Genomic DNA, 14,554 nt, shown 5'->3' with positions numbered 1-14,554 from the left:
AGCATGCCCTCTTTTCTACCTCGGATACATCCCATCGACGGAATACGTCCGGCTATAACAATCCTAGGTGTAGTTCCTTGTGCGAAACTGTCAGCTTTCCGAAGCACGACCTCGATTACAGCGGTGGGTTCAGGAAGGCCGGCATCCTCTCTTGCTTGTCGTGGAGATCGAGAAAAAGCCTTGCAGTATCCAGCGCTTCACGGATCGTCACGTCCATATCGAGATATCGATAGGTACCCAGACGTCCGACGAAGCTGATGCCCTCTTCGGCGTTTGCGAGAGCGACGTATTCGGCCAGCTGTTCTTTTTCCTTCACCAGCCTGATGGGGTAATATGGTGTGTCGTCCGGTCCGCATTCGCGGGCATATTCACGGTAGCACACCGATCCGTCATGCTTTTCCCATGGCGAGAAATGCTTGTGTTCGGTGATGCGGGTGTAGGGGACGGAGGTTTCCCCGTAATTCATCACCGCGCAGCCCTGATAGTCGCCCTCATAGGTGAAACGTTCGAAGTCCAGCGTGCGATAGCCGAGACGGCCTTTCGCATAATCGAAGTAGCCGTCCAGCGCACCCGAATAGAAGGTGTGGTCGTAGTTGCCCGTGTCTTTCCGGTCGAAGCCGGTCTTCAGCCTGATCGTGATGTCCGGATGATCGAGGATGCCGTCCACCATTTCGGTGTAGCCGTTTTCCGGCATGCCTTGGAATTTGTGGAAGAAATAGTCGTCGTCGTAGTTGAAGCGAACCGGCAGCCGCTTGAGAATTGAGGCCGGCAAATCCCTCGGCGAGCAACCCCACTGCTTTTGCGTATAGCCTTCGAAGAAGGCCTCATAGAGGTCGCGGCCCACAAAGCGCAGCGCCTGCTCCTCGAAGGTCTGCGGATCGGTAATCGACGTATCGGCCTGCTCCTCGATGAAGGCCTTCGCCTCATCCGGGCGCAGGGTCTTGCCGAAAAACTGGTTGATCGTGTGCAGGTTGACCGGCAGGGAAAAAACCTGGTCGCGGCTCGTGGTCTTCACCCGGTTCTTGTAGGGCTTGAAGGCCTGGAAGCGATTGACGTAATCCCAGACTTCGGCATCGTCGGTGTGGAAAATATGCGGGCCGTAGACGTGGACCATCACGCCGGTCTCTGCATCGCGCTCGGTATGGCAGTTGCCTGCAATGTGATCCCGCCGGTCGAAAATTACGACCTCGTGCCCTGCTTCCGCCAATTCACGGCCGATGACGGCACCGGAGAGCCCGGCGCCTACGATTGCAATCTTCTGTCGGGACACGGCGGCTCTGCCTCTGTTCAAGCGGTGGCGGATGCTTGCGTGGTCCACAAGCGGTTGTCATGCTGGATGGGCGAGAAAGCGTCCCATTCGCGCAGCTTTTGAAGATAGCGATCGCGGTAGGAAGCCTCATCGACGAAGTCGAGATTTTCCGACACAAGCTCGCTGCCGATCTCGTAATAGACATCGAGATTGCGAAGATCGGGCACAGGTGTTTCGCCCCGTTCGGCTTCGCCCTGCATCTGCCAGTAAAGGTCTTCGAGCCTTCGCGCGGTAGCGGGAATATCGCGCAGAACACTCTTTTCCCGTTCCGCTTCCAGCTTCTCTCTCACGGCCTTGAGGCTCGCCGGCTTCTTGGCGAATGCGATGGCCTTTGCAACGTAGTCCTCGGGGTCAGTGCAGATAAGCTCGGAACATCCCGTCGCAGCGACGACGCTGCTGCAGAAGCGCGCCGGGAAAGACTTGCCGGGGAATGTCAGAACCGGAAGACCGACGGTCAACGCATCCGCTGCGGTCGAGTGAGCACCATAGGGGAACGTATCGAGGAAGAGGTCTGCCACCGCGATGCGGGCGAGGTGCACGGCGTTCGGGGCTTTCGGCGCGAAGAGCAGACGCTCCGGCGCAATGCCGGCAGCCTCTGCCAGATCGCGCAGGCGCTGATCGGTCTTATCGCCACCGGTCAAAAGCCACAGGATGCTGTCCGGCGTTTCATTCAAAATGCGCATCCACTGCGCGAAGGTGGATGGTGTGATCTTCTGCATGCCGTTGAAGCAGGCGAAGACAAACGTGTCTTCCGGCAAGCCCGCTTCCTGGCGAGACGGGCGCTCGGCAATAACGCGCTTGCGGTCGAGCGGCTGATTGCAGGCAATCCGCAATACCTTTTCCGAATAGTAGATCTCGCTTTCCTCAGGCACGATCACCTCGTCGGCAATCATATACTGGTGGAAAGGTGTGGCCATGGAGCCAGGGTAGCCACAGAAATTGACGATGACAGGCGCGGGGCGATAGGCGAAAATCTTGGTGCGGGCGTGCTTGGTGTAGCCGTTGACGTCGATCAGAATATCGATCTCGTCGCTTGCGATCTGCCGCGCGGCTGCTTCGTCGGAGAGCGCGGCGACATCGCGCCAGCAATCCACGACCGCCTTCATTCGCGTCTGTGTCGGATCGTTGGCAACGGCCTCTCCGCAATAATAGGCGTAGATTTCGACACGTGCCTTGTCATGCAGTTCGAGCACTTCCCTCAGCGCAAAGCCAACGGCGTGATCGCGCAGGTCCGACGATACGTAACCGACACGCAGCCTCAGTCCCGTGCCCGTTTTCTGCCGGACGGTGGCGCGGGGGAAGTTTCGGATATCCGGTCGCCCAATGAGCGTCTTGCCGTATTGATGGGCGTTGGCCAGCTGAAAGATCGGATCGTCGGCATAGCAGCCAAGCGTGAGCGGCGGCATGGCGTCGATCATCTGGCGCTGGGTGACGTGATTGGAGGGCACCAGGATCGGCCATTTGCACTGGCGCTGGCGCAGAGCGCTCCAATGCTGTCCAGATTCCAGCTTGTGCGGACGAAGCTCCATGGCCTGCCAAAGGGCTGCCTCCGCCTCCTCCATCAGTCCGGCATTTTCCATGACACGACCGATATGCTGCAGCGCCAGGTGACGATAGAGCAGCTGATCCGGCGTCGTTTCAGATGTTTTCTCTGCAAAGCCCCGCCACTGCTGAATGGCAAGCGTCGCCATTCCGGCATCCTCATAGGCAAGGCCGAGATTGATGTGGGCAGGGCCGAACATCGGATCATGCTTCAACGCCGCCTGCATGGCAGTCACGGCACCGGCAAGATCGTTCATCTGCCGCAACAAAACGGAGAAGTTGAAGCAGACCATGTGCTGGCCGGGATGGGGATCGTTGAATGCGAGCCAGCTCTTGTAGAGCTCTGCCGCCTCCTGGCGATTGCCTTGCGCCGTCAAAGTTTCTGCGAATTTCAGCAGGTCCACCAGCGAAAGACGCTGGGTTTTTGCAAGCTCCAACAAAGTGGGGAGGAGCGAATTCTGGGCCGTGCCGCCAACCGATGCATTCATTGCATTCAGAACCTTCAAGCCGGCCGCCCCGCCGGAGGCGGAATCATGGCCGTGATAGACTGACAACCGATTATACAATGAAGCTTGTGCGGCGCTTTACGAAACGAGAGGGGGATGCGGCCAAATCCATCAACCGGCCATGGCGCTTACAACTCATCGAAGCCGTCGTTCAACATCTCGATCTTGCGCAAGCGTTTGCGACCCGATGGGCCGGCTTTTTCAAGGCAACGCGTAATCAGCAAATGGCAAAGCGCCATGACAGCCGTGTGGTTGAACAGCGGACCCGGCGCGAGCGTCTGACATCGGAAATGCCAGGTGGCGCCGCTATGACCGGGTGCCCCCTCATCTGTCACGTAGATAAGCTTGGCCTCCGACGCCTTGACATGGTCAAGGATGGCATCGATCTGGGCAACGCGACGGCGCATGGCAAACACAACGACGATATCGGCGTCCTGCAGACTGGCGAAATGTTCCCCCAGTGTCTGGCCGGGGCCAGGAATGGCGACGATGTTTTCAATGACCTGCGTCAGTTGCCATTGAAAATAGGCTGCGAATGGCTGGCTGCTGCGAAATCCGATCACCCAGACTTTCCGTGCCTGAAGCAGACAATCCGCGGCACTTTCTATCTGCCTGTCCGAGATGGCAAGGAATGTCGCCTCGATATTTGCAATATCCTGCGCGGCATGGGCTTTGACGGACTGCATTGTTTCGCTCTCGTCGGAGCGTTCCAGAAAGAGGCGCGAGCCGGTCTGTTTCTCCGCCCGCGCATGGCGCCGCGCCTCCTCGTAGCTGTCATAACCAAGCCGCTGGATGAAGCGCGTGACGGTCGCCTTCGACACATGGGCCAAGGCGGCAAGTTCCTGGGCGGAATAGCTCGCGAGCTCGCCCGGAAAATCGCAGACGAATTCGCCAACGCGTTTTTCCGCTGGATGAAGGTCCGGAAGGGCCTGCCTCACTCGAAACAGAAACGATTTTTCCTTTACCACAGCGCGCTCCGGCAAACGGTCGATGGGCGACTTTCTGCCGCCCGAATGACGCTTGCAACAAAAAACAGCGCGTCGGTGAAAGCACAGGCAGCCTCAACCATGGACGGTCGAGGCCTGGCCTTCTTAAAGCGCTCGGACCATCCACTCCACGGCCGACCTGATCGGCGCGATAACCGGAGCGGTAAACATGCCCTGCAACTGTTCCGCTGCCTGCCCGAGAGGCCCTCCGCCAATAATCACAGCCTCAGCCCCGTCCTCTTCGAAACATTGACGCGTCGCGATCGCCAGCGCTGCAAGCAGTGCTTCGGGTGCTAAGGCGAGTTGTTGCGGATCGCCTGTCGTCAGCCGCGTTCCGGTAAAAAGAGATGCGACGCCAAGAGCTTTCGCCTTGGCAACGAAACTCCCCACGAGGTCTGGCGTGACGGTGGCGATGCCGAAGCGCCGTCCGCCCGCAGACGCCTCCATCATGCTTGCCTGACATATGCCAATACAGGGGATGTCAGACGTCTCTGCAAGCCGCTCCAGCCCGGGATCGCCGAATGCACAGATGATGAGGCCGTCGCTGCGTCGGGCAAGCTCCATTCCCATGGATATGACGCCCTCTTCGGCAGCGGCCAGGGCTTTTTCATCAAGGATCATCGGCACGCCTTGCTTCGCCGTCAGGCCTTCAATGGCAAAGCCCTGCGGCAGGTAGACGCGCGCAATATCCACCATCATCGCAGTCGTTGCCTGCGATGTGTTGGGGTTGATCAATCCTATGCGTTTCATGACTTTCAAGGTGCCGCCAAGACACACTCGCCCCCTATGTTCCTGTCATTTTTCTCGACGAGCGCCGAGCGTTCCGAGGCCTTCAGTGCGCGAGAATACAGGCGACCTGTGAATCGGCAGACAGCCGCGTGAGCGCAGGAACATCCGAACGACACTCCTCACGCGCCAGCTCGCAACGCGGCGCGAAGGCGCAGCCCGGCGGCATGGCTGCAAGATCCGGCGGTGCGCCGGGAATGGTAATCAGCCGGTCCCGGCCTTCGGCCAGTTCCACACGCGCGCCCAGCAAGCCCTTGGTATAGGGATGGCGCGGGTTGCGGATGAGATCGCCGACACGTCCTTCCTCGACGATGCGTCCGGCATACATCACAGCGATCCGGTCTGCGACTTCCGCCGCAACGCCAATATCATGCGTCACGAAGATGACCGACAGGCCATATTCCTTCTGCAATTCGCGGATCAGCAGCAAGATCTGGATTTGTACCGTTGCATCGAGCGCCGTGGTGGGCTCGTCTGCCAGCAGCACCTTCGGATTGCAGGCAAGCGCCATGGCGATCATCGCACGCTGCAGCATGCCGCCCGACATTTCATGCGGATAATTGCCAAGGCGCCGCTCCGGTGAAGGAATGCGAACCTTCTGGAACAGTGCAAGGGCGCGTTGAGCAGCGACGGTGCGGGAAACGTTTTCATGGCGCATGATGGTCTCTTCGATCTGGCTACCGACCGTATAGACCGGGTCCAGCGCCAGACGCGGTTCCTGGAACACCATGGACACCACGCCTCCCCTCAGATCGGACAAGGCGCGGCTGGAAAGCCCCATGATGTCACGTCCGTCGACCGACATGGCACCTTCAACAAGTGTTCCCTTGGGATGAAGCCGCAAGAGCGAGCGCATGGTCACGCTTTTGCCAGAGCCGGATTCCCCCAGCAGGGCCACCACCTCGCCCGGCTTGACGACCAAGTTCACGCCGTTGACGGCCTTGACGGATTTGCCGCCGCGCCGAAACGTAACCGACAGGTTGCGGATATTGATCATACCGTCGTTCTGCATCGTTATGCCTCCGTCAGTGCTGGCGCACGGCTATGGCCGGAACCGGGCTTTGCCATCAGGCAGGCGGCTGCCTGGCTGGGAGACATCTCGGTGAGCGGCGGCAGCACCCGTTGACAGACATCCTCGGCAAAGCTGCAGCGGGTATGAAAGCGACAGCCGGGGGGCGGATCGATGGGGTTGGGCGGATCACCTGTTAGCGGCGGCGCTTCGGTGCGTTCTGCAGGGTCGATTTTCGGCATGGAGGCCAGAAGTGCTGCCGAATAGGGATGACCGGTATTGCCGTAGATGGCGTCGCGACTTCCGATCTCCGCCACCTTGCCGAGATACATGACCATGACCCGGTCGCACATGAAGCGAACGACGTTGAGATCGTGAGAGATGAACAGATAGGTCAGGCCGAAATCGCGCTTGAGGTCGAGCAACAGGTTCAGCACCTGCGCCTCCACCGATTTGTCCAGAGCCGAGACCGCTTCATCCAGAATGACGAGACGCGGTTTGAGCGCCAGAGCCCGAGCGATGTTGACACGCTGGCGCTGACCGCCGGAAAGCTCATGTGGATAGCGACCGGCAAAACGCGATGGCTCGAGGCCGACGCGGTGCAGCAAATCATGTGCCGTTGCAATCGCCTTTGCCGCTGGCGTGCCGTGGACCTGCGGTGCGAAGGCAATGGATTCCTCGATCGTCAGTCGCGGATTGAGCGAGGCGTAACTGTCCTGAAATACCATCTGCACCTGACGGCGATAGGCAGAAAGCGGCAAGACGCCGCCAACCGTTTCTCCATCGAAGAGAATTTCGCCCTGGTCGGGTGCGATCAGTTGCATGAGAAGCCGCGCCGTCGTCGATTTGCCGCAACCGCTTTCACCGACAACGCCGAGTGTCTCGCCTTTCAGGATATCGAAATCGACGCCGTCAACGGCGCGCACGACTTTTTTAGGTTTCAGGAAGCCGCTTCCCTTGACGGGAAAGTGCTTCAGAAGCCCACGGGCGGAAATCAGTGGCTGGACCGGGCCACCCCTTTCTCCGATAGGCAGTTCAAGGCTTGGTGCTCCAACGACTTTCATCATGACTTCACGTCCATGGCTGTGCGCAGCCCGTCTGAGAACAGGTTGAAGCAGATCGAGGTGATGAAGATCATCACGCCGGGCAAGGCTGCAACGAAGGGGTTGGTGTAGATGGCGGTGCGCAGCGTGTTCAGCATCAGACCCCATTCGGCATCCGGCGGACGCACGCCGAGCCCGAGAAAGGAGAGACCTGAGGCGAGGATCATCGATACGGAAATCAAGCTTGTGGCGAAGACGAAGATCGGTCCGAGCACGTTGCCTAGAATATGGACCCTGACGATGGTAAACGCGGGAGCCCCGGAGGCGCGGGCGGCATCCACGTAATCGAGCTTGCGGACCTGGGTGGTGACGCTTTCGGCGACACGGGCGATCTGGGGGATGAAGACGACCGTGAGGGAAAAGAGCGCATTTGTGAGGCCAGAGCCAAGCGCGCCGGACAGCGCCACGGCCAGCAGCACCGACGGGAAAGCGTAGAACACGTCAACGGTGCGCATGATCAGCGTGTTGGCCAAACCGCCTGCGTAACCGGCGATGATACCGATGGCCGAACCGATGACGAAGGCGATGGGGACCGGGATGACGCCCATGAGGAGCGACAGACGCGCGCCGTAGATCAGGCGTGAAAGCATGTCGCGTCCAAGCTCGTCGGTGCCGAGGATATAGCCGGGTGTTCCGATCGGTTTGAGCCTGCGGATGACGCTGCCCTTCGCCGGATCGTAGGGCGCCAGATAAGGTGCGAAAACGGCCATGAGGATGAGAAGGGCGAGGATCCCAAGCGCCACCATGGCAACGGGATCACGACGCAGACGCGTCAGAACGCCGCTCCAGAAGCCGGGAGACTTGGCGATTTTCTCGACGGGAATTGCGGATGCTTCAGCTATTGCGGCCATTGTCAGCTCCTCTGGATGCGCGGATCGATGGCGCTTTGCAACACGTCGACAATGAGGTTGAGAACGACGAAGAACATGGCGAGCACGAGGATGGTGCCCTGCAGGATGGGCAGGTCACGGGTGAAGATCGCGCCATTGAGCAGGAAACCGGTACCCGGCCATGAAAAGACGGTTTCGATCAGGATCGAACCGCCGAGAAGATAGCCGAGTTGCAGACCCATGACGGAGAGAGCGGTCGGGGCGGCATTGCGCACCACATGGCGCAGGATACGCCCGCTCATCAAGCCCTTGGCAGCCAGCGCCAGCGTGAAGTCCTGCGCGTATATATCTGCCACCAGCGAGCGAATGGTGCGGGCGATGATGCCCATGGGAATGACGGACATGGTGACGGCCGGCAGCACGAGATATTGAATATAATCCCAGCTGAAACTGCGGCCGGCAGAGCCACCCGGTCCTCCACCCATTGCCGGAAGCCATCCGAGTGTCACGGAAAAGGTGATGACCAGCACCATGCCGAGCCAGTAGTGCGGTACGCTGACTCCAAGCATCGAGATGCCGGAGGCGATGCGATCGACCCATCCGCCGCGAAACACACCGGCGAGAAAGCCGAGTGTCGCGCCGCCGACAAATCCAATGACCGCCGCAGACACGGCGAGAATGATCGAATTGATGGATGCATCGATGATCTCGCCGAGAACAGGCCGTCCGGTAGCAATCGAGGTACCGAGATCGCCATGCAGCGCATGCCACATCCAGATTGCGTATTGGACAGCCAGAGGACGGTCCAGACCGTAGAAAACGCGCATTTGCGTCTGCATCTCAGCCGAAGCATCCGAGGGAAGAATGGCGGCCAGCGGATCTCCCGGAGCAATATGGATGAGCATGAAACAAACCATGCTCACGCCAATTGCCACCGGGATGACGTGCAGCAGTCGCTTGAGCGCGTAGAGAAGCATGAAACCCTCTTGATGTTCGTGGCAAGGATCTAAAACGGCAGGCCGGGCGAGAACCCGGCCCGCTATCGCTTGGGATCAGGGATCAGGGATCGACGGTGACCGGCGAGAAGTCCTGGAACCAGTTCTGTGCCTGCACGAAGCCCTTCACCTTTTTCGACATGGCGCGGGGGTTAACGTCATGCGTGACCATCAGGAACAGCGCTTCATTGACGTATTTTTCGTGGATTTTTCTCAGAACCTTATCCTGTTCCGCCGCATCGAAGGTGTTGCGCACTTCGGCAAACAGCGCATCCATTTCGGGATCGCAGTAATAGCCCCAGTTGGTGCCATTCGGCGGAGCAAGGTTGCACTGCGATTGACGGATCAGTGCGGTGAAGGGATCCTGAATGAAGTAGCTGTAGTTGACGGCGGTGGCGCCCTTCGCGCTTGGATCCTTGGCGCCGGCGCGCCAGATGTTGATGACCGTATTCCAGTCCGCGACCTCGTATTCGACATTGATGCCGATTTCTGCCAGCGTCTGCTGGATATATTCGTTCATCGCCAGAGGCAGCATCTGGCCCGATCCCGATGAGGAGATGACGACCTTGGTGTTGATCGGCTTGTCGGGACCGTAGCCGGCCTCGGCCATCAACTTCTTGGCCTCCTCGATATTGTATTCCAGCTTGAATGTCGGATTGCCGAACCACTGGTGGCCGGGTGGCAGGTATCCTTGGGCCGGGACGGAAAGACCGCCGAGCAGCTCGTTGATCCCTTCACGGTCAACGGCAAGATTGGCGGCCTTACGAACGCGCACATCGTTCCAGGGTGAACCTTCGACGCGCGACAGGTGCCAGGTCCAGTTGTGCGGGTAGGAATTGGTGACGATGTCGAAACCTGCGTCCTTGAGCGATTTGACGGAATCGGGCGCAGGCGCCTCGATCCAGTCGACCTGACCGGAGCGCAGCGCGGCCACACGGGTGTTGGGTTCGGGAAGAGGCACCAGAACCAGCTTGTCCAGCTTCGGCACGCGCGCCTTGTCCCAGTAGTCCTTGTTCGGTGTCAGTTCGGCGCGCTCACGCGGCGTGAATCCATTTTCCAGCTTCCAAGGTCCCGTACCGGACGGCTTCTGAGCCACGGCATCCCAGCTTTTGCCCTGTGCCTCCCAGTTCGCGGGCGAGGACATGAGGATCCAGCTCAACTGATAGGGGAGCGTCGCATCGGGCGTTTTGGTCACGATTTCGACCGTCAGCGGATCGATGACCTTGTAGGAAGCCACGGCTGGAATACGCGATTTTCCCTGTGCCGACTGGCGCTTGTCGAACTGGGGTGAATCCGGCACGAGGATCTTGTCGAGGTTCCAGACAACGGACGCCGCGTCGAAAGCACTTCCATCGTGAAACTTCACGCCGTCGCGCAGTTTGAACGTCCACTTGGTCTTGTCGACGGCATCCACGGACCAGGATGTCGCGAGGGAGGGAATGAGGGTCGAGGGTTTGTCGGCGCTCGAAAGGTCCCACTCGATCATAGCGTTGTAGAGCGTATAACCCATGAAGCGCTGACCCTCGCCGCCCTGATCGGTCTGGCCGGTGGTCAGGGGTATATCGGAGGCCGTCATGCCAATGCGGAGCGTACCTTCGGCCAAGGTTTCGCTTGCCGTCATGGCCAGAAACGCCAATGCAGCAGAGCCCATCAACCGGGCGCGGCGCAATTTCTCGATGATGCCCGCAGCTGCCGGTGTTTTTCTGAAATCGTTTGTCATGCGTTCCCTCTGGTTCGATAGGCTGAGTATGTCTCAGTCGGGATACGCAATGCAGGTTTCGTGCCAAATGATATGAAACCACAGTTTCATATCATTTTCAGAGGGTTACGCTTTCGTGCAGTATTGCGAATGCTCTCCTTCCCGCGAAACCTGCTGTAATCGCATGCGGTAACAGGCGTCAGTGCCTAAAAATGACTTGTTAGACGAAGGAGCGCATATGTCTGCTAAAGAGGCCGGTTTACGGGCTCACGGTCGTGGAAGCTATCTCCGGCAGAGCGGCTTAGAATGCATCGTGCAGTATGCGCGGCGGCTTGTACCAGTGACGGGTTAAGAGCGAAGGAAGACACTCTGCGCTTACACGACAGCATCCCCCCGAAATCGGAATCGATTGTCGGAAAAGCACGATGCGTGGTTGAAAGAATGAGGAGTGTCGTTAATGCGTCCAGAAGGACGCAAGGCCACTCTAAAACAGATCGAAGTCGCCGGATGCCTTGTCGATCGGCTGGGAGTGCCCGTGGCGCAAACCAGCGCCAAGTGCCTTCTGCATTTCGGCGAGCTTGACGAGGCTGAGAGCCGTCGTCACGTCCACGGCCCATTCCACAGGGATGGAGCCGGTGATGGTGTCGATGAACTCGGCAAGTCCGCGGGCCTTCTGGACCGCAAGATCGATACCCTGCAAGAGTTTCAACCCATCATCGGTGACTGCACCATTGGTGGCCTCCAGGAGCTGGGGCTCGATGCGTTCGATCAGATAGGCGACGTCATGCAGTTCTGAGACGACCCGCATGAGGATCGTGGGCAAAGCCTCTTCAAACATTTCAGGTCCAGCACGCTCAGCGATATGCATAGGCAACTCCGTTGTCAAAAAAATTCGATATCGCTTGCCGCCGGCTTTGCAGCCGGAACCGGACGGGTTTCCAGCGCGACGGTCTTCTGGGTTTCGGCACCGCTCAATGGGTGCTGGCGCGCCCTGCCTGATACCGGCCAGAACTCCACCTTTCGGCCATGCTCTCCGCCCGTGGAGCTGCCGACCACCCGAATGCCTTCATCCTTCAAGAACTGCATCGCGAAGATTGCGTTCTGCTCCCCCACATTGGAGAAGCTGGCAATGGTCTTTGCGCCACCAAAGACCTTTGCCTCCAGACGATCACGGCGCGCTCCCTGCTTGAGCAAGCCGTTGATCAGAAGTTCCATGAGATGCACCCCATACCGGGTCGCATCTCCGCCCCCCATACCCCCTGTACCCGGCAGCAGAAAGTGATTCATGCCGCCGACGCCCGCAACAGGGTCTCTGAGACACGCAGCCACGCACGAGCCGAGAATGGTCGACAAGACCACGTCGGGATCATTGGCGATCTTATACTCGCCCTGAATTATGTGTACGCGCTTGGCTGCGGTTTCGATCATTTCAGCGATCCAAATACGGCTTCAATAGCCGCCCTCATCTTGTCGATCGAAAACGGCTTGGCCAGCACGTTGTTTGCGCCGAGTTGGGCTGCTTTCTGCACCAGAGCGCGGTCTCCCTGCGCGGTCAGAATGATGAAGGCGGCCTTCTTCGTCGACGGGTTCGTGCGAACCGCCTGAAGGAAGCCGAGGCCATCCATCTTCGGCATGTTGAAGTCGGAGATCACCAGATGGTGGGGCTGTTGCTCCATGATCTTCATGCCCTGCTCACCGTCGCCGGCGGCAGTGATTTGCTTGAAGCCAAGCTGCGTGAGCGCATCACTTAGCAGCAGGCGGCTGGTGACCTGATCGTCAACGATCAACACTTTTATCTTTTCTGCGAGAGACATTTAATCAGAACCTTCTTTTCGGGCGGCAGTTAGTTTCAGAATTTCTTCGCCGATGGCGTTCAGCGGAAGTTGATGTTCGACCGCGCCAAGCTCGTAAGCCACACGCGGCATTCCATAGACCACACAGGTTTTCTCGTTCTGTCCGACAGTGCGGGCACCGGCATGGCGCATCTTCAAGAGACCTGCTGCACCGTCACGTCCCATCCCGGTCAGAATGGCGCCGACGGCGTTGCGACCGGCAAGCTCGGCCACTGAATCGAACAGAACGTCTACCGATGGCCGATGACCATTAACAGGCTCGCGTTCGATCAGTCTGCAGCATGGCGCGGCATGATTAACAACCTGCAAATGCCGGTCACCACCAGGTGCGAGATAGACCTTGCCGGTCTGAAGCCGCGCGCCATCCGTCGCCTCTTCCACAACGGGCGCGCAGAGCCGGTTCAGGCGCTCGGCAAAGCTCTTGGTGAAGGTTGGCGGCATATGCTGGGTGATCACCGTCGGCGGGCAATTGATCGGAAACTTCTGCAAGACGGCGATCAGCGCTTCCACGCCACCGGTAGACGACCCAATGGCAACGATCTTGCGACCGACGCTGTAATTGGTGACCGCAACCGGCTGCGGCGCGGCTGGTCGTTCGGTAACGGCGCTGCGATAGGTGCGGTGCTGCGAGCGGGCCGCTGCCTTCACCTTCTCCGCAAGATCGGGAAAGGGCTGCGCGTCGCCCGGCACCGGCTTGCCAACGCAATCGAAGGCACCGATTTCGAGCGCGGCGAGGGAGGCATCCGCGCCGCGATGGGTCAGCGTCGAAACCATGATGACTGGCATGGGGCGCAGGCGCATGATCTTGTCGAGAAACTCAAGCCCGTTCATCTCGGGCATCTCGATATCCAGCGTCACGACGTCCGGATTGAGTTCCTTGATCGCGGCGCGCGCTTCCATGGCGTTGCCAGCCTGACCGATGACCTCGACATCCGGGTCGGATTGGAGGACGGCGGAGATCAGGCCACGCATGGTGGGAGAATCATCGACGACGAGAACGCGGGCGGGCATGCTCATGCTCTCCTCCCGGCGGACTTGCCGATGTATTTGTAGGTGGTGATGCCGGTATTGTCGAACTGCTCCTTGGCTTCGCCGGAAACGCGTTCGGAGTGACCGATATAGAGGTGACCGCCCTGAGGCAGCAGACCGGCAAAGCGCGACCAAATCTTTACCTGCGTCGGCTCGTCGAAATAGATCACCACGTTGCGGCAGAAGATCACGTCGAAGCCGCCCTTGAACGGCCACTGCGCCATCAGGTTCAGCTCGTTGAAGGTGATCAGACGCTTGACCTTGTCGCTGATCTGGTGCTTGCGGCGTCCGCCGGCATCCACTTCCTGGAACCATTGCTTGCGCATGGCGGGCGATACGGTTTCGAGAGCACCGTCGTCGTAAAGACCCGCTCTCGCCTGAGCGAGAATCTTCGGGTCGATATCGGTTGCCAGGATCTTGAAGTCGTAATCGGTAGCGTTCGGGAAGAGACCGAGCACGGTCAGTGCGATCGAATAGGGCTCCTGGCCATCCGAGCAGGCTGCGGACCAGATGCGAACGCGTCCGCCGCTCTTTGCCCGTGCGATGAGGCCCGGCAGAACCTCGTCGCGCAGGTGATCGAAATGGTGGTTCTCGCGGAAGAAGCGGGTGAAGTTGGTGGTGAGATGCGACAGCATTTCCCGGCGAGCGGCGGAACCTTGCTCCGAGGAGACCAGGGCGCAATATTCCTTGAAGCCGGAAAGGCCGAGATTACGGATGTGCTTGGACAGGCGCGAATAGACGAGCGACGCCTTGGTATCGTTGAGATAGATACCGGCATCCGCGTAGATCATTGCGGCGATATCCGCCAGGTCGCGACGCGTCAGCGGGTATTCGCCGCTGACAAGCACTTCATCCTGGGGTCCACGCTGTTCGTTGAACTTAAGCGCTGTCATTCATCACCAACTTT

Annotated in this window: 14 protein-coding genes; all 14 read right to left on the bottom strand. The window is 59.2% G+C overall.

Annotated elements, in window-relative coordinates:
• Positions 1-115 precede the first annotated feature (115 nt).
• Entirely contained in the window at positions 116-1,270 is a 1,155-nt protein-coding gene (glf, locus tag EYC79_RS04505) for a UDP-galactopyranose mutase (RefSeq protein WP_130977263.1), read from the bottom strand.
• 17 nt (positions 1,271-1,287) lie between these two features.
• Positions 1,288-3,339: an O-linked N-acetylglucosamine transferase, SPINDLY family protein gene (locus EYC79_RS04500; protein ID WP_130977364.1), complete on the bottom strand. Its 2,052-nt coding sequence runs from the start codon at positions 3,337-3,339 to the stop codon at positions 1,288-1,290.
• 146 nt (positions 3,340-3,485) lie between these two features.
• Complete coding sequence (locus tag EYC79_RS04495; RefSeq protein WP_130977262.1) at positions 3,486-4,325, bottom strand: MurR/RpiR family transcriptional regulator; 840 nt, start codon at positions 4,323-4,325, stop codon at positions 3,486-3,488.
• A 123-nt stretch (positions 4,326-4,448) separates the two neighbouring features.
• The gene (locus EYC79_RS04490; RefSeq protein WP_130977261.1) at positions 4,449-5,093 is read right to left on the bottom strand and encodes an aspartate/glutamate racemase family protein; all 645 of its coding nucleotides are present in this window, start codon (positions 5,091-5,093) and stop codon (positions 4,449-4,451) included.
• A gap of 82 nt (positions 5,094-5,175) precedes the next feature.
• A complete protein-coding gene (locus tag EYC79_RS04485) occupies positions 5,176-6,141 on the bottom strand; it encodes an ABC transporter ATP-binding protein (protein WP_130977260.1) in 966 nt (321 codons plus the stop codon).
• Between the two features lie 2 nt (positions 6,142-6,143).
• Positions 6,144-7,205 carry an ABC transporter ATP-binding protein gene (locus EYC79_RS04480; RefSeq protein ID WP_130977259.1) on the bottom strand — a complete coding sequence of 354 codons (1,062 nt, stop codon included), beginning with the start codon at positions 7,203-7,205 and terminating at the stop codon, positions 6,144-6,146.
• A complete protein-coding gene (locus EYC79_RS04475; RefSeq protein ID WP_130977258.1) occupies positions 7,202-8,092 on the bottom strand; it encodes an ABC transporter permease in 891 nt (296 codons plus the stop codon). Before EYC79_RS04475 ends, EYC79_RS04480 begins: the two co-directional genes overlap by 4 nt.
• Before the next feature lie 2 nt (positions 8,093-8,094).
• Positions 8,095-9,048 carry an ABC transporter permease gene (locus EYC79_RS04470; protein WP_130977257.1) on the bottom strand — a complete coding sequence of 318 codons (954 nt, stop codon included), beginning with the start codon at positions 9,046-9,048 and terminating at the stop codon, positions 8,095-8,097.
• A gap of 82 nt (positions 9,049-9,130) precedes the next feature.
• Positions 9,131-10,717, bottom strand: a complete 1,587-nt coding sequence (locus tag EYC79_RS04465; RefSeq protein ID WP_245495195.1) for an ABC transporter substrate-binding protein — start codon at positions 10,715-10,717, stop codon at positions 9,131-9,133.
• A 532-nt stretch (positions 10,718-11,249) separates the two neighbouring features.
• A complete protein-coding gene (cheT, locus tag EYC79_RS04460; protein WP_062425093.1) occupies positions 11,250-11,633 on the bottom strand; it encodes a chemotaxis protein CheT in 384 nt (127 codons plus the stop codon).
• A 14-nt stretch (positions 11,634-11,647) separates the two neighbouring features.
• Positions 11,648-12,193 (bottom strand): chemoreceptor glutamine deamidase CheD, encoded by a 546-nt coding sequence (gene cheD, locus EYC79_RS04455; protein ID WP_062425092.1) that lies wholly within the window; start codon positions 12,191-12,193, stop codon positions 11,648-11,650.
• Complete coding sequence (gene cheY2 / locus EYC79_RS04450; protein WP_062425091.1) at positions 12,190-12,579, bottom strand: chemotaxis response regulator CheY2; 390 nt, start codon at positions 12,577-12,579, stop codon at positions 12,190-12,192. Before cheY2 ends, cheD begins: the two co-directional genes overlap by 4 nt.
• Positions 12,580-13,635: a protein-glutamate O-methylesterase CheB gene (gene cheB / locus EYC79_RS04445; RefSeq protein WP_062425090.1), complete on the bottom strand. Its 1,056-nt coding sequence runs from the start codon at positions 13,633-13,635 to the stop codon at positions 12,580-12,582. It lies immediately after the preceding gene.
• Positions 13,632-14,540: a protein-glutamate O-methyltransferase CheR gene (gene cheR / locus EYC79_RS04440; RefSeq protein ID WP_062445463.1), complete on the bottom strand. Its 909-nt coding sequence runs from the start codon at positions 14,538-14,540 to the stop codon at positions 13,632-13,634. Before cheR ends, cheB begins: the two co-directional genes overlap by 4 nt.
• Between the last annotated feature and the right edge of the window lie 14 nt (positions 14,541-14,554).

The sequence above is a fragment of the Agrobacterium cavarae genome, from assembly GCF_004310285.1.
Taxonomy (GTDB): domain Bacteria; phylum Pseudomonadota; class Alphaproteobacteria; order Rhizobiales; family Rhizobiaceae; genus Agrobacterium; species Agrobacterium cavarae.
Note: the sequence above shows the minus strand (reverse complement) of the source record. Positions and strands in the feature narration are given on the sequence as shown.

Coding starts and splice junctions, on each gene's coding strand:
- cheD (WP_062425092.1), bottom strand. CDS start 12,193: ATGATCGAAACCGCAGCCAAGCGCGTACACATAATTCAGGGCGAGTAT.
- EYC79_RS04470 (WP_130977257.1), bottom strand. CDS start 9,048: ATGCTTCTCTACGCGCTCAAGCGACTGCTGCACGTCATCCCGGTGGCA.
- EYC79_RS04500 (WP_130977364.1), bottom strand. CDS start 3,339: ATGAATGCATCGGTTGGCGGCACGGCCCAGAATTCGCTCCTCCCCACT.
- EYC79_RS04465 (WP_245495195.1), bottom strand. CDS start 10,717: ATGGGCTCTGCTGCATTGGCGTTTCTGGCCATGACGGCAAGCGAAACC.
- EYC79_RS04490 (WP_130977261.1), bottom strand. CDS start 5,093: ATGAAACGCATAGGATTGATCAACCCCAACACATCGCAGGCAACGACT.
- EYC79_RS04485 (WP_130977260.1), bottom strand. CDS start 6,141: ATGCAGAACGACGGTATGATCAATATCCGCAACCTGTCGGTTACGTTT.
- cheR (WP_062445463.1), bottom strand. CDS start 14,540: ATGACAGCGCTTAAGTTCAACGAACAGCGTGGACCCCAGGATGAAGTG.
- cheB (WP_062425090.1), bottom strand. CDS start 13,635: ATGAGCATGCCCGCCCGCGTTCTCGTCGTCGATGATTCTCCCACCATG.
- cheT (WP_062425093.1), bottom strand. CDS start 11,633: ATGCATATCGCTGAGCGTGCTGGACCTGAAATGTTTGAAGAGGCTTTG.
- EYC79_RS04475 (WP_130977258.1), bottom strand. CDS start 8,092: ATGGCCGCAATAGCTGAAGCATCCGCAATTCCCGTCGAGAAAATCGCC.
- EYC79_RS04480 (WP_130977259.1), bottom strand. CDS start 7,205: ATGATGAAAGTCGTTGGAGCACCAAGCCTTGAACTGCCTATCGGAGAA.
- cheY2 (WP_062425091.1), bottom strand. CDS start 12,579: ATGTCTCTCGCAGAAAAGATAAAAGTGTTGATCGTTGACGATCAGGTC.